General features: G+C 61.4%; 17 protein-coding genes. 5 read left to right on the plus strand and 12 right to left on the minus strand.

All coding sequences use genetic code 11. The features are described from left to right. Nucleotides 1–24 precede the first annotated feature (24 nt). The 7 genes from ACF0H7_RS16615 to ACF0H7_RS16645 all read right to left on the minus strand — a co-directional run bounded on the left by ACF0H7_RS16615 (nt 25) and on the right by ACF0H7_RS16645 (nt 9,576). Nucleotides 25–1,185, minus strand: a complete 1,161-nt coding sequence (locus ACF0H7_RS16615; protein WP_397448005.1) for an acyl-CoA dehydrogenase family protein — start codon at nt 1,183–1,185, stop codon at nt 25–27. A gap of 19 nt (nt 1,186–1,204) precedes the next feature. Then, on the minus strand, nt 1,205–1,996 hold the full coding sequence (locus ACF0H7_RS16620; RefSeq protein ID WP_397448006.1) for an enoyl-CoA hydratase/isomerase family protein: 792 nt from the start codon (nt 1,994–1,996) through the stop codon (nt 1,205–1,207). A 298-nt stretch (nt 1,997–2,294) separates the two neighbouring features. After that, nucleotides 2,295–2,993, minus strand: a complete 699-nt coding sequence (locus ACF0H7_RS16625; protein ID WP_397448007.1) for a VacJ family lipoprotein — start codon at nt 2,991–2,993, stop codon at nt 2,295–2,297. A 74-nt stretch (nt 2,994–3,067) separates the two neighbouring features. Then, nucleotides 3,068–5,695, minus strand: coding sequence for an MMPL family transporter (locus tag ACF0H7_RS16630; protein WP_397448008.1), 2,628 nt, complete (start codon nt 5,693–5,695; stop codon nt 3,068–3,070). Next, nucleotides 5,692–6,426, minus strand: a complete 735-nt coding sequence (locus ACF0H7_RS16635; RefSeq protein WP_397448009.1) for a purine and other phosphorylase-like protein, family 1 — start codon at nt 6,424–6,426, stop codon at nt 5,692–5,694. Before ACF0H7_RS16635 ends, ACF0H7_RS16630 begins: the two co-directional genes overlap by 4 nt. Before the next feature lie 11 nt (nt 6,427–6,437). After that, nucleotides 6,438–8,402 carry a squalene--hopene cyclase gene (gene shc / locus ACF0H7_RS16640; RefSeq protein WP_397448010.1) on the minus strand — a complete coding sequence of 655 codons (1,965 nt, stop codon included), beginning with the start codon at nt 8,400–8,402 and terminating at the stop codon, nt 6,438–6,440. A gap of 79 nt (nt 8,403–8,481) precedes the next feature. Then, a complete protein-coding gene (locus tag ACF0H7_RS16645) occupies nt 8,482–9,576 on the minus strand; it encodes a phytoene/squalene synthase family protein (protein ID WP_397448011.1) in 1,095 nt (364 codons plus the stop codon). 179 nt (nt 9,577–9,755) lie between these two features. Here ACF0H7_RS16645 and hpnA point away from each other — a divergent pair, with 179 nt between their 5' ends. Next, nucleotides 9,756–10,733 (plus strand): hopanoid-associated sugar epimerase, encoded by a 978-nt coding sequence (hpnA, locus tag ACF0H7_RS16650; RefSeq protein WP_397448012.1) that lies wholly within the window; start codon nt 9,756–9,758, stop codon nt 10,731–10,733. A 1-nt stretch (nt 10,734) separates the two neighbouring features. Here the strand turns inward: hpnA and ACF0H7_RS16655 are convergent, their stop codons facing one another. Genes ACF0H7_RS16655 through hpnI form a run of 5 tightly spaced genes read right to left on the minus strand, consistent with a single transcriptional unit; the run spans nt 10,735 to nt 16,120 of the window. Further along, nucleotides 10,735–11,622 (minus strand): ferritin-like domain-containing protein, encoded by an 888-nt coding sequence (locus tag ACF0H7_RS16655; protein ID WP_397448013.1) that lies wholly within the window; start codon nt 11,620–11,622, stop codon nt 10,735–10,737. Between the two features lie 39 nt (nt 11,623–11,661). Then, nucleotides 11,662–12,654, minus strand: coding sequence for a flippase-like domain-containing protein (locus ACF0H7_RS16660; protein ID WP_397448014.1), 993 nt, complete (start codon nt 12,652–12,654; stop codon nt 11,662–11,664). Beyond that, complete coding sequence (gene hpnK, locus ACF0H7_RS16665; protein WP_397448015.1) at nt 12,651–13,472, minus strand: hopanoid biosynthesis-associated protein HpnK; 822 nt, start codon at nt 13,470–13,472, stop codon at nt 12,651–12,653. The genes ACF0H7_RS16660 and hpnK overlap by 4 nt, the downstream gene beginning before the upstream one ends. Nucleotides 13,473–13,481: 9 nt before the next feature. Then, on the minus strand, nt 13,482–14,909 hold the full coding sequence (hpnJ, locus tag ACF0H7_RS16670) for a hopanoid biosynthesis associated radical SAM protein HpnJ (protein ID WP_397448016.1): 1,428 nt from the start codon (nt 14,907–14,909) through the stop codon (nt 13,482–13,484). 56 nt (nt 14,910–14,965) lie between these two features. Next, a complete protein-coding gene (hpnI, locus tag ACF0H7_RS16675; protein ID WP_397448017.1) occupies nt 14,966–16,120 on the minus strand; it encodes a bacteriohopanetetrol glucosamine biosynthesis glycosyltransferase HpnI in 1,155 nt (384 codons plus the stop codon). Between the two features lie 124 nt (nt 16,121–16,244). Between hpnI and idi the strand changes: the two genes are divergently transcribed. From idi to ispA, 4 genes are all read left to right on the plus strand, one after another. Then, entirely contained in the window at nt 16,245–16,829 is a 585-nt protein-coding gene (gene idi / locus ACF0H7_RS16680; protein ID WP_397448018.1) for an isopentenyl-diphosphate Delta-isomerase, read from the plus strand. A 37-nt stretch (nt 16,830–16,866) separates the two neighbouring features. Further along, nucleotides 16,867–17,994 (plus strand): adenosyl-hopene transferase HpnH, encoded by a 1,128-nt coding sequence (gene hpnH, locus ACF0H7_RS16685; protein ID WP_397448019.1) that lies wholly within the window; start codon nt 16,867–16,869, stop codon nt 17,992–17,994. A 4-nt stretch (nt 17,995–17,998) separates the two neighbouring features. Then, complete coding sequence (locus ACF0H7_RS16690) at nt 17,999–19,105, plus strand: glycosyltransferase (protein WP_397448020.1); 1,107 nt, start codon at nt 17,999–18,001, stop codon at nt 19,103–19,105. Nucleotides 19,106–19,289: 184 nt separating this feature from the next. After that, nucleotides 19,290–20,201: a (2E,6E)-farnesyl diphosphate synthase gene (gene ispA, locus ACF0H7_RS16695; protein ID WP_397448021.1), complete on the plus strand. Its 912-nt coding sequence runs from the start codon at nt 19,290–19,292 to the stop codon at nt 20,199–20,201. The last annotated feature ends 13 nt before the right edge of the window (nt 20,202–20,214 follow it).

Below are 20,214 nucleotides of genomic sequence, written 5' to 3' on the forward strand. Positions count from 1 at the left end.
TCCTGGGACATAGTGAGGCTCCTGTCAGCGAGACAACGGGCGAAGCAGTTCACGGGAAATGATGTGACGCTGGATTTCCGAAGTGCCTTCCCAGATCCGTTCGATCCGCGCATTGCGCCAGATCCGCGCCACCGGCCCCTCCTCCATCAACCCCATGCCACCGAAAATCTGCACCGCGTCATCGGCGGCGCGGCCCAGCACTTCGCTGGCGAACAGCTTGGCCATGCCGGCCTCGCCATCAGTCATCGTGCCTTGGTCCATGTTCCACGCGGTGTTCAGGGTCAATAACTCAGCAGCACGAATCTCCGTGGCCATGTCCGCGAGCTTGAACGAGATACCCTGATAATTGCCGATGGCCTGACCGAACTGCTTGCGATCCGCCGCCCACTGCAAGGCGACATCCAGTGCCCGCTGTGCTTGACCGACGCAGTTGGCGGCCACCATCACCCGCCCCGCTGTCAGCCAGGCATTGGCCACTTCCCAGCCTTTACCCACCTCGCCCAACACCTTGGACGCCGGCACACGGCAGTCATCAAAGAAGATTTCGCTGGTGTGATAACCACGGTTGCTCACGCAGCGCGGGCCACGGCGGATCGACATGCCCGGCGTATCGCGATCCACCAGAAACGACGTCACCGCATTGCGTTTGCGGCCGTTGTGTTCATAGGTATCGGTGACCGCGAACACAATCGCAAAATCGGCATGCCCGGCATGGCTGATGAAATGCTTGCTGCCATTGATCACAAAATCGTTGCCATCACGTACCGCGCGGGTGGTGATGGCATTGGCATCAGAACCGGCGCCCGGTTCAGTCAAGGCGAAGCAATCAACCTTCTCGCCCCGCACGCAGGGCAGCAGATAGTCGTCGATTTGCTGATCGCGGCAGGCCATGAGGATCTTCGACGGCCGCGCGACAAATACGTGCAGCGCCCAGGAACACTTGGCCAGTTCACGTTCGATCAGCGCCTGCGACAGATAATCCAGCCCGCCACCACCGACCTCTTCCGGCATGTTGAACGCATAAAAACCGGCCGTCAGGGCCTTGTCGCGAATCTGCGCGGCCAACTCGGGCGAGACCGCATCGGCAAGGTCCACTTCATCCTCATACGGCAGCAGTTCTTTTTCGACAAAACTGCGCACCGAAGCGACCAACATGTTTTGTTCTTGAGTCAGTTGAAAATTCATCTCACTACCTGCCGTTCAGTTATTTGCCGATGAAGTGCGGAACGCGTTTTTCCATGGCCGCGCGCAAGGCTTCCACCCCGTCGGCGCTGCGACCACAGAGCAGGCCAGCGGCTTGTTCAGCGCTCAGTTGCTCGACCAGCGAACGCCGTTCACCGTCGCGGATCAGGGTCTTGGTGTGGGCAAAGGCGAACGTCGGCCCGCACGCCAGGCGCGCGGCCAGGGTCTGTGCTTCGCTGAGCAATTGATCGTCGGTACACAGTTGGCCGACCATGCCCACCGCCAGTGCCTGCTCGGCGCCCCACAATTCGTCGAGAAACAGAAAGCGCTTGGCCTGTTCGGCGCCGATCAAACGCGGCAAATGCCAGCTGGCACCGGCGTCCGGCGAATACGCCATGCCGGTGTAACCAGCTTTGAAGCAGGCGGATTGCGCCGCGATGCGAAAATCGCAACACAGCGTGAGATCCATCCCCGCGCCGACCGCCGTGCCGTTGATCGCAGCAATCGAAGGTTTGGAAAAACTGTGCAGCCGACTCATCAACCGGTGCGCGGCTTCGGTCCAACCGTAGGTTTCAAGGATTCCCCGACGGTCCGCATCCGCCCACTCATCCAGGTCAGCACCGGCACAAAAACTGCGCCCCGTGCCCGTCAACACCAACACCCGCACTGCCGGATCCCGCTCATGCTCATCGAGCAAAACCTTGAGCGCCTCCAGGGCTGGAATATCCAACGCATTGCGCTGCGCAGGCCGATTCAACGTGACCCAAGCGACGCCCGCTTCAACCTGATTGATCAATGGCGATTGGGATGACATGCAAAACCCTCGTCTTATTGTTTTAGGGATGGTCCACACCCCAATACTAAACAATTGTTCAGTAAGGATGCAATATCCAGAATGAGACGTGCGCAAAACCCTGAATCAGCGGCTACGCCTGTGCTTTTGATGATTAGTTATGGGAGGTGAGAAGACCGCTGGGAACGTATTTTTATGCAGCCTGTGCAGAATCGGGGGCACGTCCAGATGTCGAGCCAAACACTCATTGCGTAGCAGTCCGGTTCGCCGGCGATGGCGATTTGGCAAGCCGGACTGCCACAGGTGGTTGCGACGCGACTTAGAAATCGTCCTCGACCTTACCGTTCTTGACCTTGTATTCCCGGCTTTGCAAGTAGGCGTTACGGATAAAGGTGTACTTGTCGCCGGTAATCACTTTCTCCGCTGACAACAGGCTGGCACGAGTGTCAACAATGCCAACGCCATAAATCGTATTACGCGCAGAGATATCGTTCATGTAGCGATAGGGTTGCGCATAAGAATCAGGGTATAAGGCAAAACCATCACGCACCGTACTCGGCCCGAAGAACGGCAACATCACGTACGGCCCGGTCGGTACACCCCAATGTCCCAGGGTTAAACCAAAGTCTTCATCGTTGCGTGGCAGCCCCATCTTGGTCCCGACGTCGAAGAAACCACCGACACCCAACGTGGTGTTCAACAGCAACCGCGCGGTATCCACTCCGGCGGCGTGGGCCTTGCCTTGTAGAACATCATTGGCGAAGTTCCCCACGTCGCCGATGTTGTTGTACATGTGGTGGATGCCGTCTTGCAGAAATTGCGGGGTGATGAACTGGTAACCTTTCGCCAAGGGTTTCAGTGTGTAGGTGTCCAACACGTCGTTAAAACGGTAGATCGCGCGATTGACGCCTTCCCACGGATCATCGTCTGCCGCTTGCGCGGCCATAGGAGCCAGGGCTCCGGCGACAATACACAGCTGGGCCAAACGACAACTGAAACCTGCACGGGTCACGGACATAGCAGAACTCCTGAGTCATGGAAAAGGCTATGCCCAGAAGGGGGGGCGCTGGCCAGTATGAAGCGGTTTCCTAATTACGCAGCAGGCTGACAGGCGACTTCGCCGATCAATTCGCGCCGGGACAGGCGGTACAACAAGGCCGGCAGGAACACAAACGTCGACAACAACACAGCACACAAACTCAACAACAATAGCAATCCCATGCTTGCCGTGCCGGGATGCCGAGCGATGGCCAGGCTGCCGAACGCCGTGCCGGTGGTCAGCGCGGAAAACAGGATCGCATGGGCGGTCGGCGAGCCGAGAAACTGACGCACACCGCTGCGCCAGTTCATCACGAAATACACGTTGAACGACACGCCAACCCCCAGCAGCAACGGTAAGGCGATGATGTTGGCGAAGTTGATGGCAATGCCCAGCACCCTCGCCAGCAGCGCGGTCAGCAAAGCCGACATCAATAACGTTAGCAGTACCAGCAGCGTGTCACGAATCCGCCTCAGCACCAGTATCAACACCACGGCGATGGCCAGCGTCGCATAAAGCGCCGCCTGTTCGAAGGCCTGCAAAATGGTATCGGCCGACTTGATCGTATCAAGCGCCGATCCCACTGCATGAGGCGCCAACGCCTGCACAGCGTAGACAAAACGGCGCAGACCGGCGGTGTTTTGCGCCTGATCGCCGGGTGTTACCTGAATCCGCACCTGACCGTCATGGGTGAACCAGTCGCGACGCAGGTCGTCCGGCAGGTTCTGCACGGTGATGCGTTGCGCGGACAGCGAGTCGCCCAAGCGTTTGAAGGTCTCGGGCAGGAAGCGCGATAGCGCGTGGTTGGCCGCGATCAGGCTGCTGTCCGGTGCCTGCGCCAGGCGACCCAGCGACTCGCCGAGATGACGCAGCGGCGAGTTGACTGGCAAGCCACTGGCGACGCTGGCAATCGCTTTGCTGGTGGTGCGCGCTACCTCGCGCAATTCGTCCGCCGTGGGCATCGGCTTCGCCTCATGCGGCGCGACCACCGAATACATCAGGTCCAGCGCCTGCTTGATCTGCTCCAGTTTGTCGGCCTGATCGTCCGGCACAAAATCAGCGGCGGACACCACTTGCTCGACCTCCGGCAATGCCGCCAGGCGTGCGCTCAAGCTGCGCGCGGTCGCCAGATCGGGCACCAGCACGTTCAGGGTGAAGGGGTTGGTGTTGGGATCGTTCATCAACGCACTCAAGGTCTGCATCGCCTCGGTGTCTGCGCGCTTGGTGTGCAATGGGTTGGCGTCGAACGGCAAACTGATCGCGCTCCACACGCCAGCCGCAGCCAGCAGCACAAACACCGCCAGCACCCGATTGCGGCGTCTGGCCAGCCAACTATCCGCCGCTACGCCGCCGGGCAAGGTCACCTCTACAAGGCTGTTGCCCTTAAGCAATAGCCGCAACAGCGCCGGCAATACGGTCAAGGTACAGAGCAACGCCAGCAGCATGCCGACGCCGGCGATAATGCCCAATTCCGCCATGCCGCTGAACGAGGTCGGCGCGAAGGCCAGGAACCCGCAGGCGGTGGCCAGGGCGGCCAGACCAATCTGCCCGGCTACTTGCGCGGCAGTGCGGTGCAGCGTCTCGGCGAAACCGTGATCCAGGCGTTGCAACGCCTGCAGGCGCACACCGAACTGGATACCGAAATCCACCGCGAGGCCAACGAACAGCACGGCAAAGGCCACCGACACCAGATTCAACCGACCTACCGCCAACGCCGCGAAACCCAAGGTATAGATCAGCCCGAACAACACCGTCAGGACCACCGGCAGTACCAGCCGCCATGAGCGCAAGGCCAACACCAGAAACACAATCACCAACGTCGCGGCGCCAAGCGCAATTGGCGCGGCGCGATCGGTCAGCGAACGAAACTCTTCGTCGGACAACGGCACCGACCCGGTGTAATGCACCTGCACCCGTCCAGCCTTGACGTCGGGCAACTCGGCGACGATAGCCAGCATGGCCTGGGTCGCGGCCCCGCCTGGTTCGAGGGCGTCGTGGTCAAGCAACGGATGGATCAGCAGCAACTCCATGCCACCGTCGGGGCTGGCAGCTTGAGGGATCAGCAAGGTTTGCCAGGACAACGGCGCACTCTGCCCGGCCAGGCTGTCATCTAGGATTTTGCCAATGCTGGTCAGCGGCGCATTAAACCCCGTCAGGTAATCGGTCGCACCAAATTGCACCACCTCTACCAGGCGCCCCAGTGCTTTGAACACGCCACGCGCCGAGGGGTCGACCACCAGCGGATCGAGCAACTGGCTGTTCTGCAACATACTGTCGATGACCCCGAACAGCTCGGTGGACGGCAGCAGCAACAGGCCCTGGCGATCGAAAAAAGCGCTGATGCCCGGCGTCGACACTGAACGGAAGTGTTGGCTATCGGCCGCCAGTGCTCGGGCCAGGATCAGGGCACTTTCCCGCGCTTCCTCAGGCGTCGGCGCGCGAACCACTGCGGTCAAGGTGTCGCTGAACTGCGGAAACTGTCCGGCAAATGCCTGGCTCTGTTGACGCCATGCCAGGTCCGGGGAAAACAAGTGATCGGAATCCGTATCGATACTCAGCCAGCGGTCAGCCCCGAACAGACTGGCTGCGGCCAGTGCCAACGCCAGCAACAAGACCGCGAATGGCTGTCGGCCGCTGGCGTCCACCAGCCCGACCAGGCAGCGCTGGACAATGCCGCTCATGACAGGCGAACCACGGCATGGGCGGTCGGCGCGGGTTGCAGGCCGGGCGCCGCGCTGGCAGCAGCCGCCAGCGCGCGAAGGGCTTTGTCCATGCGCAACGCCAATCCTGGCAAGCGCAGCAATAACGGCGGGTGCCGACACAAGGCAGCAACCATCGCCGGGATACGCGGCCGGCCCCACGGATCGACGGCAAGCTGCAATGCTTCGGGAATCGCGTCATCGCGTTCGTCGACAATCGCCCGCAGCGCAATGAACGGCAATCTGCGCTCGGCAGCCACCTGGGCCACCGCCGCGCTTTCCATGTCCACGGCCGCCGCTTGATAACGCTCGCGCACGGCTATTTTCTCGGCCACGCTGAACACCGGCCTGGAAACACTCAACAGATCGAGGTCGAACGCCGACGCCAATGAGGTGCTGAACAGCCGTTGATAGAGCCGGTCACGCCAGTCGCGGTCGGTGACGTAGACGTGGCCCTTGTCGTCCAGCACGCGCTGCGGGCAGATCAAGGTGCCGCTGCGCAAACCGGCGTCCAATGCCCCGGCCACGCCAAAGGTCGCCAGCGCCAACGCCCCGGCATCGGCCAGTGCCAGTGCCGCCCGTTGCGCGGCGTCCGGGCCCATGCCGCTGAGCCACAGCCCACAGCCATCGGCCAGTGACACCAGTGTTTCCCGAGGCACCAACGCCGAGGTCAACGCCGACGCCTCGCTGTGCAAGGCGACCACGATGCCCACCGAGTACAACCTCACCCTTGCGCCCTCGCCTGCGCTAGCAAGTGGCGATAACGCGCCAGCGCGTACAATGGAAAATACGCGGCGTAACCATGGTATTTCAGGTAATACACCCGTGGAAAACCGGGAGCGTTGTGCGATGGATGCGACCACAGCCCGTCGGGCTGCTGACACGCCAGCAGGCATTCGATGCCGCGCCGCACCGAATCGGACTCCAGCTCGCCCAGCGCCAGTTGCGCCAACACCGCCCAGGCGGTCGAATGCGGGGTGCTGACACCGTTGTTGGTGCCGGCCAACGCGGGGTCGAGGTAACTGTCGTTGCTCTCGCCCCAGCCGCCATCGGCGTGTTGCCGCCCCCGCAGCCAGTGGATCGCTGTGCGCAAATAGGCCTGACGCGGATCTTCGCCGGCCAGCACCAGACCAGATACCGCGCTCCAGGTGCCGTAGATATAGTTACCGCCCCACCGCCCCCACCAACTGCCATCGCTGCGCTGGCTGCCACGCAAATAATCGACGCAACGGCGCAAGGCCGCGTGATCTCCGGATCGCGCCAAGATCCCGAGGCAGGCGGCGACGCGACCGGACACGTCCTCGGTGGGCGGATCGAGCAGCGCGCCGTGATCGGCAAAGGGAATGGCGTTCAGGTAGTAGTGGGTGTTGTCGGCATCGAACGCGGCAAACCCGCCGTTTTTCGATTGCAGGGCCAGCATCCAGTCCGTGGCCCGCTCGATGTTGAAACGGTGCTCGCCGGGACGCCCGCGACGGCGATCCACTACGTGCAACAACGCTGCGACCAACGCTGTGTCATCGATGTCCGGGTAGTAGCCGTTGGCATACTGAAAGGCCCAGCCGCCCGGTGTCGCTTCGGGGGCATGCACGGCCCAGTCACCCTTGCATTCCAGTTCCTGTTGCGCCACCAGCCAGTCGCAGGCGCGCGTGATGCCGTCCTCGGTGGTCGAATCATCACCGCTGTGCAGCAAGGCCATGGCGCTCCAGCCGGTGTCCCAGATCGGTGACACACAGGGCTGGCAGTAGGCCGATCCATCCTGACGGTGCACCACCAGTTTCTGGATCGAACGCAAGCAAGTCTGTCGCGCCGGGTGATCCTTGGGGTAACCGAGCAGCAGCATCGCTTCGTAGCTGTTGACCATCGGCGGAAAAATCGCGCCGAGGCCATCTTCGCCGTTCATGCGCGGCAGAAACCAGTTCTGCGCCTTGCGCAGCGCCCGGCGACGCAGCGACCCGGGCATCCAGCGGTCGAGCGCGCGCCCCAATTGATCGACGCCAAGAAACACTCGATTCAGCAAACCGCCCGTGCGGAAATAGTGATGCTCCTGCTCCGGCGCCACAGTGAACAGCTCGCGGATGTCGATGCCTTTCGGGTTGATCGCCTTGGCTTTCAGGGTGCAGAGGATGGTCAGCGGCACGGTGGTGGTGCGTGCCCAATACGACATCTTCTCGATGTGGATCGGCGCCCAACGTGGAAACAGGATGATTTCCACCGGCAAGTAAGGCACAGCGCGCCAGGGCACTTGCTCGAACATTGCCAACAGAATCCGCGTGAACACATTGGTTCTCGCGGCGCCGCCCAGGGCCAGCACCGCCTCGCGAGCGCGACGCATGTGCGGGGCTTCGGCGGTATCACCCGCCGCCTTCAGCGCGTAATAGGCCTTGACCGTACAACTGAGGTCGATCGCACCACCGACGTATTGCGCCCAGCCACCGTGACCGTCCAGCACCTGGGTGCTGCGCAGATAACGCGCCATTTTTTCCTGCAACACCTCATCGATCTCGTCGGTGAAATGCATCATCAAGATGTATTCGGCGGTGATCGTGCAATCGGACTCCAACTCGAAACACCAGTGACCATCGGCCGCTTGACGCGCCAGCAACGCGGTCCGCGCCCGCGCGATGGCAGACTGCAAAAAGCCCGCTGGCGGGCGATCGAGCAAGATTATCGGCAATGCCTGGGGCGACAAGGGAAGATCGTTCCATCATGGCGGCGCATCACGTCAGTCGTTAGCGGTGTACCTGGCCAGTTGGCCAGGCGGGCGATAGCTAAACCAGATGCGGATGCGCCGATGCGCGCCATTCCGCAGACAGCGGTGTCAACGGGAGCCGGGCGGCGGCAGCGGCAAACAGCCAACGCAAACCGGTATTGCTCTGTCCACTCAAACGGGTGAGGAAAATGGTCGATGCCACGGCGCCGTGGGAGATCTTGACCTGTTCGCCCGCGGAGAAATCCAGGTGTTTATGCAGCTTGCGTAACGTCAACACGGCCATGCCAATGCTCCACAGGCAGAAACGCCGGAACCCCCCATGCCTCATTGGAATCATCAGCGTGTAATCCAGTGCATTGCGCAGGTGGGCGTGGGCGACACCGATCAGTTCGTTCATCGCGCCCGCGTAGCTGGCCTCCAGACGACAGGCTTCAAGCCCATCGAGGCGCACCCCATAGCGCGTAAAGACATCCTGCGGCAACCAGCACACGCCATGTCGGTAGTCTTCCCACTGGTCCTTGAGAATATTGGTCATTTGCAGACCCTGGCCGAACGACACCGCTTGACGCATCAGGGTCTGGCGCTGATCGGTCAGTGCCGGATCGAAATCGAGGAGCAATTCGGTGAGCATTTCGCCCACCACCCCGGCAACGCAGTAGCAATAGCGGTCCATGTCACGCAGGGTGTCCAGGCCTTGCACGCCGACGTTACGTTGAAAATCGTGCATGCCTTGGGACATGGTCTGCAGGCAATTGACGATCGCCTGACGTTGCGAGGGTTCCAGGCTTCGCGTGACCTGCAACACCAGGGGTAATTGATGCACCAGCTCGCGTTCGGCGGGTGAGGTTTCCTGGGAAAACAACGGCGCCACTTCGGCGGCGAACAGATGGGCATCGATGCGCCCGGTGACGGCGTCGATGAAACCGACTTCGTAGCGGCGTTTATCCTCGGCGGAAAAAACCGGTTCGTCTTCGATGGTGTCCGCCACGCGGCACAGCAAATAGGCGTTGGTCACGGCACGGCGCAGGGGGGGCGGCAATTGAGGAATGGTCAGGGCAAAGGTTCTGGAGACTTTCGGCAGGGTTACGTCTTGATAAGCATCGGCAATGCTCTCAGCCGCCTCAGTTGCCGGCGGGGGATTGAATAGGGTCATGCATCGCCCTCCTCTTCACCGAGTCGAGATAGTCTGAAAATGCTGCTGGGCAGAGATCCTTTCAAATGTTCCTCTGGCACTAATGTAGTAGAAAAATGTAGTCCATGCTGGATAACCTTGGGCTCGGGGATATCAACATTACCGGCGTCGCCAAAGGATCATCTCAAGGTGAAATTTTCGTGAAAATACTTGTCACCGGTGCCACCGGGTTTGTCGGTTCGGCCGTGGCGCGACGCGTGCTGCGTGAAGGTCATCAACTGATCGTCCTGGCGCGCCCGGGTTCGGACCGACGCAATGTGCAAGGCCTGGACGTGCAGGTCATCGAAGCCGATCTGACCCGCCCGGCCTCGTTGCAACGGGCCTGCGACGGCTGCGAGGCGCTGTTCCACGTGGCCGCCGATTATCGCTTGTGGGCGCCGCGACCCGAGGAGTTGTATCACACCAACGTCGAAGGCACCCGTGCGCTGTTCGAGGCCGCCCGCCAGGCTGGCGTGTCGCGTATCGTCTACACCAGCAGCGTCGCCACCCTCGGTATTCCCAGGGATGGCAGCTCGGGCGACGAACTCACGCCTGTGTCGCTGGAGGACATGATCGGCCATTACAAACGCTCCAAATTTCTCGCCGAAGAACTGGTCAGGGAGCTGGCCGCCAAAGGCCTGCCGGTGGTGATCGTCAACCCATCAACGCCGATCGGACCACGCGATATCAAGCCGACGCCCACCGGGCGTATCGTCCGTGATGCGATCGCCGGGCACCTGCCCGCCTACGTCGATACCGGTCTTAACGTGGTGCATGTCGACGACGTGGCCGAGGGTCATTGGCTGGCGTTCCAGCACGGCCTGCCCGGCGAGCGGTATATCCTCGGCGGGCATAACCTCAGCCTGCGCCAATTACTCATCGAAATCGCCGAGATTGCCGGACGTTCGCCACCGCGCTGGCGCCTGCCGCATTCGGTAGTCATGCCGATCGCCCATGTCGCCGAAGGCTGGGCGCGGCTGACCGGGACCCAGCCGATTGCCACCGTCGAGGAGGTGCGGATGTCGAAGAAATTGATGTATTTCTCCAGTGCCAAGGCCGAACGCGAATTGGGCTATGCCCCCGGCCCCGCGCGTCAGGCACTGGAAGATGCGGTGCGCTGGTTTCGCCAACAGGGTTGACTCAGCGCAGGAAACGCCGCGCCAGACGTGCCAACCGGGGGATGAAACTCGGGCGCAGCAGACGCTGATCGTAGCCGGCCATGCGTCGTTGATCCTCGGCCAGACACAGGTCCAACAGCGCGGGCAGTTTCAGGTCGAGACCGATCTGTTGATGCCCGGTGAGGGTGAAGTTGGCGTCCTGCATTCCCTCGTTGCTGTCCAGACCTCGAGCAATGCCGATGCGCTCCCAGATCAAAAACAGCCACACCCGGGTGACCTTGAACTCAAACGCCACGCGCTGCCACCAGGACAACTGGCGACGGTACCAGCCGACCCAGTTGGCGAAAAACAGAATGTGCCGCGCTTCTTCCTGAATCACCGGCTCGAAGGTGTCCACCAGTTCTTCCGGAAAAAAGCCGGCCTGCTTGGCCGAGGCGAACAGGCCAAAGGCAAAAAAACTGTCGATGCATTCGCTGTAGCCGGTGACCAGCCACCCCCACTCCGGGTCCTTGGGCACCAGGTACGCGGGCTCCGGTTCCAGCTCGATGCCATAGGCTTGCACCAGCTTGCTCAACACCACCTTGTGCCGCGCCTCTTCTCCGCCGTCCATGATCAGCGCCTCCCGCAACAAGGGATCGCTGATGCGTTCGGAATAGGTCTGCACCCGCAGCTGCGCGCGGCCCTCGGTCTGCACGGCGATGTCCCAGATCGGCAACGAGGTGATCCGCTGCAACACCTCGGGACTCAGCTGCGGCCATTCCATCACTGCCGGTTTGTAAGGGTTATGGGTGTCCAGCAGCATGCGGCAAAACAGCCGTTTATGGGCGTCGGAGCCAATCTTGATGCGTCCGGGCTCTTCGCTGTTCCAGTGGCGCATGGCATGGTCGGCGGCCGCTATATCACTGCTCATCACGGATTCTCCTGTTCAGCCTGAGTTTGTTACCAGTATTCAGCGCACGGCATGGCGAGCTTGCAAGCGACGTATTTCCATCCACTGCCAGGAGATCAGCGCCGGAACACCGAAGCCGACCTCACGCAGGCGTTTGACCAGCGACAAGGCGATGCTGATATCCGGCGGCACACCGATCATGCCGCCGAACAGCACCAGCCCGCCCTCCTGTACGCCGAGCCCGGCCGGTACGATAAAAATCAGATGACGCAACGCCTGGGTCACCGCTTCGATGGCGATGGCCTCCCACAGGCTGATCGGGTAGCCGAGCATGTGCAGCGCCAGCCAGCATTCGAAGCTGCCCAGCACAAACCCCGCCAACTGCCAGGCGCCAGCACCGACCAATCGCCATGGATAGGCGCACAACGCGCGAATGGAGTGATCCAGGTGATTGCCATCGATCAACTCACTCAAACGCGTGCGCCCGCCGAGCATTTTCTCGGCCACGCCTTCCAGACGCGAAAACACCTGGCCGTAACGCAGCAGCATGAATAAACCCAACGGCAACGGTAGGCTGGCAATCAACGCCACCAGCAGCGAATCAAAAACCCCCACGTGCTGACTCAGGGCAATCAACAGGACGATGCCCAGTGCGGTGAACAGGTATTGATTGAGCAGGGTCAACAGCACTTCGATAATCACGCTGGCGGTGGCCGCCGCGCCCTCGATGCCGCGCCATTTGACCAGACGAATGCCGACGATCTCGCCACCGATATTGGCCACCGGCAACAACCGATTGCAGGCTTCACGCACGGCGGCGACCCAGAACAGATAGACCACCCCGGCGTTGCGCTGCGGGTCGCGGGGCGCCAACAACATCCGCCAGCCCAACACGTCCAGCAGCAACGGCAATGCGTGAAACGGCAGCAGCCACAACAACGCCCAGCCCGCATGGTCGAGGGCGCCGAGGATCGCCGAGGTGTCCTCATGCAGCACCAGCACCACCACCGCGATCAGCCCGAGCACCCCGGCCAGGTAGCTGACGACTTTCATGGCATCACCGCCGAATCGGCAAAACCGTTGCACAGCTGATAGCGCCCGACAATTGCGCTGCGCACCCGCGGCGAGAGCAACGCCGCCAACTCATCGACATGTCGGTAATCGGCCATGCCGGGGGTCAAGCCGCCGTGAGTCGCCGGGTGCAAGTACAACTCGGACAGGCCATTGGGCAAGCGTTGCAGCAGGCTCAATACCGCCGCCTCGTCCATACCGCCGCTGTGTTGCAGACCAAACACATGATCGTTATAGACAACCCCCGCGCGGTCGAGGCGCCAGCGCATCAGCGCCAGCCACGGCCGCAACCACGGTCCCATGCCCGGTTCCGCAGGTAACCGCACGGCGCGCACGCCGAACTCTCGGCCGATGGACAACACCAGTGAGAGTACCGTTGGGTGCAGGTGGAAATGCTTGTGGGCGTTGACGTGATCGAGGGATAACCCGCTGGCGGCGAAGGCTTCAAATTGGGCGCGAATCTCGGCCGCCAGTTGCCGGCGGACCCGAGGCAGGAAAAAAAAACGAAAGCCATTGCGCACCATAGCGCTGTTGAACTCGCCTCGCTCGTCCACAAGATCGGGAATCTGTTGTGCCGGCAGCATGGCGTTGCCGTCGGCCAATACCAGGTGCAAGCCAACCGCCAACCCGGGCAGGCGTCGAGCGCGAGCAATCGCGTCGAGAGCGGCCGGCGCGGCCACCATCAAGCTGGCGGCGCGCAACACGCCTTCGCGGTACGCCTGCTCCACCGCCTGATTGACCGCCGGGTGCAAGCCGAAGTCGTCAGCGGTGACGATCAGCCGCGGACGAGCCTGATCCACCCGCTCCACTCACGCCTCGTGGGCGCGCAGAAAGCGCATGAACTCCACGCCTTCACGCAGGCGGCGCTTGGTCATCTCCCAACTGCCGAGCATCTCCCGGACGATCTCCCAGATCTTCGAGGGGCGGAAATAGAAACTGCGGTAGAAGGTCTCGACACCATGAAAAATGTCTTCCCGCGACAAGTGCGGGTAGGTAATCAACGCCAGTTGCACGCCTTTGTCGTTGACCAGATTGACGTCGCGGTTCGGCTCCAGCCAACCGTTTTCCACCGCTTCTTTATACATGCGAGTGCCGGGGTACGGCGCGGCCAACGACACCTGAACCGTGTGCGGGTTGATTTCCTTGGCGAAGGCGATGGTCTTGGCGATGGTTTCCTTGGTCTCGCCGGGCAGCCCGAGGATGAAGGTGCCGTGGACCTGAATGCCCAACTTGCGGCAATGCTCGGTGAACGTGCGGGCAATGTCGGTGCGCAGGCCTTTTTTGATGTTGTGCAGGATCTGGTCGTCGCCGGATTCGTAACCCACCAACAACAGGCGCAGGCCGTTGTCCTTCATGATTTTCAGCGACTCGAACGGTACGTTGGCCTTGGCGTTGCAGCTCCAGGTCCAGCCCAGGGCGTGCAGGCCTCGGGCGATGTCATGCACGCGCTCCATTTGCGAGCTGTCGGTGAAGGTGTCGTCATCGAACATCAACTCCTTCACTTCGGGCATGTTGTCCTTGATCCACTTTGCCTCGGCAATCACGTTGGCCGCCGAGCGCACCCGATAACGATGGCCACCGACGGTTTGCGGCCACAGGCAGAAGGTGCACTTGGAACGGCAACCGCGACCGGTGTAGATCGAGACATACGGGTGTTTGAGGTAGCCGATGAAATAGCGCTCGATCTTTAAATCGCGCTGATAGACCGGAGCCACGAACGGCAGCTCGTCCATGTCTTCGATCGTCGCCCGCGCCGGGTTGTGCTGCACCTTGCCGTCAGCGAGTGTGTAGCTGATGCCGTTGACCTCACTCAACGGTCGGCCTTCGGCGATTTCCTTGCAGGTAAAGTCGAACTCCTCCCGCGCGACAAAATCAATGGCTGTCGATGCGCTCAGCGATCCGCTGGGATCCACCGCGACCTTGGCGCCAATCATGCCAATCATGATCTGCGGACGACGCGCTTTCAGTAGCTCGGCGAACTTGGCGTCGGTGGGAAATGAGGGGGTGCTGGTGTGAATGATCACCAACTCGTAGTCGGCGGCGATATCCAGCGATTGTTCGACGCTGAGTTCTTCCACCGGGGCGTCCAGCAGCCGTGAACCGGGGACCAGCGCCGCGGGCTGGGCCAGCCAGGTCGGGTACCAGAAACTCTTGATCTCGCGTTTGGCCTGATACCGCGAACCGGCACCGCCATCGAAACCGTCGAACGACGGGGCTTGCAGAAAAAGCGTCTTCATAGGAATTTTCAGCTCCCAGGATCACCTGAACCATACTCAGCCAACGCACACGCCCATCAAGGATAGCGTATCGATCCGCCCTTGCGTGCATGCATCACCCGACCGCGCCAATTCACCCGCCAGCCGGTCAACGCCACCGCCCACTCCAGCAGTAACAGGCCATCGCGCAACGGGGTTAATAATACGTCGAACCACGGCGTCGATCGGCCGTTGCGAGCGAGGAAAAACCGCACCACCCGCGACATACCCGCAACCAGCGCCAGGCACAGATTGAGGGTCGTCGGCGCCAGGGCGAGCCCCAGCAACACCACCGGCCAGGTGAAGCAGACGAAACTCAAGGCAAAACCGCCCGGCGCCACCGCACGAATGGTGCGCAACCAGCGCAGCTCGTGGGCCCACAACGCCGCCAGGCGGGTTTCGCTGACATCGGTACCGACCATTAACGTCGACAGCACCGTACGCAAACCGGCCTGCCGAGTCAGTTCACCGAGCCAGAAATCATCGGCCAAGGTATCACTCAGAATGTCGAACCCGCCAATCGCCTGCAAGGTTTCCCGGCGCAAGGCAATCGTCGAACCGAAGGCAAACCGACGTGAACCAAAGGCATGGGCCAGCCGCACCGAGGGCGCGAACCAGTCATCGATGAACAAGCAACCCAGGCGCGACCAGAACCCGTGGTACGGAACACCGAAATAAAGGCAGGTGACGATGCCCACTTGGAGATCCGCCAGCGGCGCCGTGACGCGCGCCAGATAATCCGCCGGCACGCTGATGTCGCTGTCGGCCAGCACCAGCCACGGGTGACGTGCGCGTGGCAGCATGTTCAACAGGTTGCTGACTTTCAGGTTGGCGCCGTGCACGGTTGGATCCACCACCAGCTCGATATCAAGTTGCGGAAACTCATCGCGCAGCCTCTGCACCAGCGCAATCGCCGGGTCATCGGCTTCGCGCACGCCGCACACCAATTGGTACTGCACAGCGTTTTGCAGGCAGAACCCGCGCAGGTTTTCATACAGCCGCGGTTCGGTGCCGTACAAGGGTTTGAGCACGCTGATCGCACACGACTGCGCGCCAGCGCCAGTCACCGGCGGGGTTGCACCAAGGCTTTTACCCGCTGCGCCCAAGGCCACCACGGCATAGCCGAGCGCCGCGCACACCAGCGCGCTGCCCAGCCAAAAAGCGCAGCTGTCGAAGAAAATATCGGTCCACATGGGCACAGCAGTATAGTCAGCGTGGAGGCGTTGCCACCGCCGCAGGAGAAATCCTGCGGCTGACATTTTGTGCGCTATGCTACTGCGCTACACTGCAAAAATGGCTCGGCTAAGGAGGTTGATTTTGGCTAACCAGGATCATGTGTGGCGCCAATCGAGAGACGTGGTTTCCTTCAACGACGAGCCACTGGTTCTGGTCGATCAACAGGATCGCGAGATCGGCTTTCTCGACAAGCAATCCGCGCATCAGGGCCAGGGTCTGTTGCACCGGGCGTTTTCCTTGCTGGTGTTCAACAGCCGGGGCGAACTGCTGTTGCAGCAACGGGCCGAAGGCAAGCGCCTGTGGCCGGGCTTCTGGTCCAACACCTGCTGCAGCCACCCACGCCGTGGCGAAACCCTGGATGTCGCCATCGAACGGCGCCTCGCTGAAGAACTGGGCATGCGTTGCACTACGCAGTTTCTGTTCAAATTCGAATACCAGGCGCAATTCGACGCAGAAGGCGCCGAGCACGAATTGTGCTGGGTCTACGCCGGGCGCAGCGACGACGTGCCGACGCTTAACCTTAACGAAGTCTCGGCATTGCGCTACATTTCTCCAGTGGCGCTGGATCTGGAGCTGGTCGAGCACCCGCAGCAGTTCACGCCATGGTTCAAGATCGAGTGGGAACGTCTGCGCCGGGATCATGCCGAGTTATTCGGCTCCCCTTAAGCTTCTGAATTGATGAACTGATAGTGTGGAGAACCCCTTGGGCGTTCCTCTTATTCAGCAAGCAAAGATTGCTAGCTATATCATCGGCAAGAAGCTGAAAGGTGAGCATCGTTACCCGCTGGCGATGATGCTCGAGCCGTTGTTCCAGTGCAATCTGGCCTGTGCCGGCTGCGGCAAGATCGATCACCCGAAACACATCCTCAAAACCCGCATGAGTGTCGAAGCGGCGTTGCGCGCCGTGGACGAATGCGACGCGCCCGTGGTGTCGATTCCCGGTGGCGAGCCGCTGATCCATAAAGAGCTGCCGCAAATCGTGCAAGGCATCATCGCCCGCAAGAAATTCGTCTACTTGTGCACCAATGCCATTCTGCTGCCCAAGCACATCGACGAATACCAGCCGTCGCCCTACTTCACCTGGTCCATTCATCTGGATGGCTTGCAAAAGCGCCATGATGAGTCGGTGTGCATGGAAGGCATCTTCGACAAAGCCGTCGAGGCGATCAAACTGGCGTTGTCGCGCGGTTATCGGGTGACCATCAATTGCACCCTGTTCAACCAGGAGCCGCCCGACGAAGTCGCCGATTTTTTTGACTACGCCACCGCGCTGGGCATCGAAGGCATCACCGTTTCCCCCGGCTACAGCTACCAGCATGCACCGCGTCAGGACGTGTTTCTCGGCCGTACCGAAAGCAAGACGCTGTTTCGCGAGGTGTTCAAACGCGGCAAGCAACGCCACAGCAAATGGGTGTTCAATCAGTCGTCAATGTTCCTCGACTTCCTTGCCGGCAACCAGCGCTACCAATGCACGCCGTGGTCCAACCCGACCTACAACATTTTCGGCTGGCAGAAGCCCTGCTACCTGCTGGTGGACGAAGGTTACGCGCCGACCTACAAGGCGCTGATGGAAGAAACCGCGTGGGACAACTACGGCGTCGGGGTCAACCCGAAATGCGATAACTGCATGGCCCACTGTGGGTTTGAAGGCAGTGCAGTTAATGACACTTTCGCGCATCCGCTGAAAGCCATGGGCGTGGCCTTGTTCGGTCCGCGCACCGACGGCGCGATGGCCCCCGAGTTGCCGGTGCTGTACCCACCGCGCACCGACCCACAACGTATCGCCGTGCACACCCTGCAGTCGCAGGCTCAGGACCTGGGCGAGCGCTGAGCGAATGCCGACGCCCTTCTCCTACCTGCCCTTGCTGATGTGGGGCGCGGTACTGCTGGCGCCCTGGCGACCCTGGAGCACCCGCGAACGGCTCGACGTTGAGTCCCCTTCGATTGAGGGGGTCGACCTGAGCGACATCACTGTTTTGATTCCGGCGCGCAACGAAGCCGAGGTGATTGGCACCACCCTCCACGCCTTGCGACAACAGGGCAACGGCTTGCAGGTGTTGCTCATCGACGATCAGTCCAGCGATGCCACTGCGCAGATTGCAGCGAGCTTTGCCCACACCCGAGTGATCCACGGCCAGCCGTTGCCACCCGGCTGGGCGGGAAAACTCTGGGCGCTGGAACAAGGTCAGTCTCAGGTGCGAACCTCGATGACCCTGCTGCTGGACGCCGACATCCAGTTGCAGCCGGGTTTGCTCGCAGCGTTGTTGCGCTTCAAGCAGCGCGAAGGCACGCCCTTTGTCTCGCTGATGGCCGACCTGCGCCGTCGCAGTTTCTGGGATTGCCTGTTACTGCCGGCCTTCGTTTACTACTTCAAACTGCTGTACCCCTTCGCCCTGTCCAATTCCCGTCATCGTTACGTGGCGGCCGCCGCCGGTGGCTGTGTGTTGCTGGACACCGAGGTATTGCGGCGTATCGGCGCGTTCGGCTGCCTGCGCGAAGCCCTTATCGATGATTGCGCGCTGGCCCGCCAAGTGAAAAACGCGGGCTATCGAACCTGGCTGGGCTTGAGTCGTGACGTCATCAGCTTGCGCCCGTATGGCTCGCTGGGGTCGATTCACGAGATGGTCGCGCGCTCGGCGTTCACCCAACTGCGCTATTCCACCGGCCTGCTGCTGGCGGTGACCTTGCTGTTTTTGCTGGCGTACGCCGGCCCTTTCGTGTTGCTGAATTCAGCCGATTCCAGACCCTGGGCGTTGGCCGCCTGGCTGGCCATGACCCTGTGCTACCTGCCGATATTGCGCTACTACCGCATGCCGCTGGCCTGGGCGTTGCTGTTGCCCCTGAGTGCCGCGTTCTACCTGGGCATGACCTGGAGCTCGGCGATTCGCTATTGGCGAGGGGTGCGTTCACGCTGGAAAGGACGCGTCTACACACCCAGATGAATGGCTGGTGAAGCGCGGAGGTTGTCAGGTGAGCTGTAACCCACCGATGCGCTGAAAGATAACGCCGGCAAGGGTTGCGGCAATACCCGCTTTATTACTGTGTGTACTTTGCTGCTGTGCAAACCCTCTGCTAGTGTCAATGCAGAGCCGTTTTCAGAACTGCTGCCGACAATGGTCTCCGCTCATGACCTACAACAAAGCACCGGTTGATTTCTCGACCTATCAGAAGCAATGCCAGGTGCGCGTGGATGCCGCCCTTGAGCTTTTTCTGCAAACGCCACGCAGTGAATTGCAGCGGCTGTATCAAGCGATGCACTACAGCGTCGTTAACGGCGGCAAGCGAGTACGACCGATGCTGGTCTACGCCGCCTGCGAAGCCCTCGATGGTGAAACCGAACGCGCCCAGGGCGCTGCCTGCGCAGTGGAACTGATTCACGCCTATTCGCTGGTTCACGATGACCTGCCGGCGATGGACGATGACGACCTGCGGCGCGGTCGACCGACCACCCACATAGCCTTTGACGAAGCCTGCGCGATCCTGGTCGGCGACGGTTTGCAGGCGCTGGCATTCGAAGCCCTGTCCGATAATCGCTTTAACCCCAGCCAGGCCGAACTGCGGCTGCAGATGTTTGCCGTCCTGGCGCGCGCCGTCGGCCCCGCCGGGCTGGTCGGCGGTCAGGCCATCGACCTTGAGGCCGTGGGTCATCAGTTGGACCAGAGCGCCCTGGAAGTGATGCACCGGCACAAGACCGGCGCCTTGATCGAGGCCAGCGTGCAACTCGGCGCCCTGGCCAGTGGCAATGCCCAAGACAGCTCGTTGCGCGCCCTGCGTGAATATGCGCGCGCCGTCGGCCTGGCGTTCCAGGTGCAGGACGACATCCTCGATGTGGAGAGTGACACCGCGACCCTTGGCAAGCGCCAGGGCGCCGACATTGCCCATGACAAACCGACCTACCCGTCCCTGATCGGTCTGGAGGCGGCCAAGCATTACGCGCGGGTCCTGCATGATCAGGCGCTGTCCGCGTTACACGGATTTGATCAAGGCGCCGAACCTTTGCGCGCCCTCGCCCGTTTTATCGTCGAACGACGACACTGATCGACAGCGGAAA

The sequence above is a fragment of the Pseudomonas sp. NA-150 genome, from assembly GCF_044336365.1.
In the GTDB taxonomy this organism is placed as follows: Bacteria; Pseudomonadota; Gammaproteobacteria; order Pseudomonadales; family Pseudomonadaceae; genus Aquipseudomonas.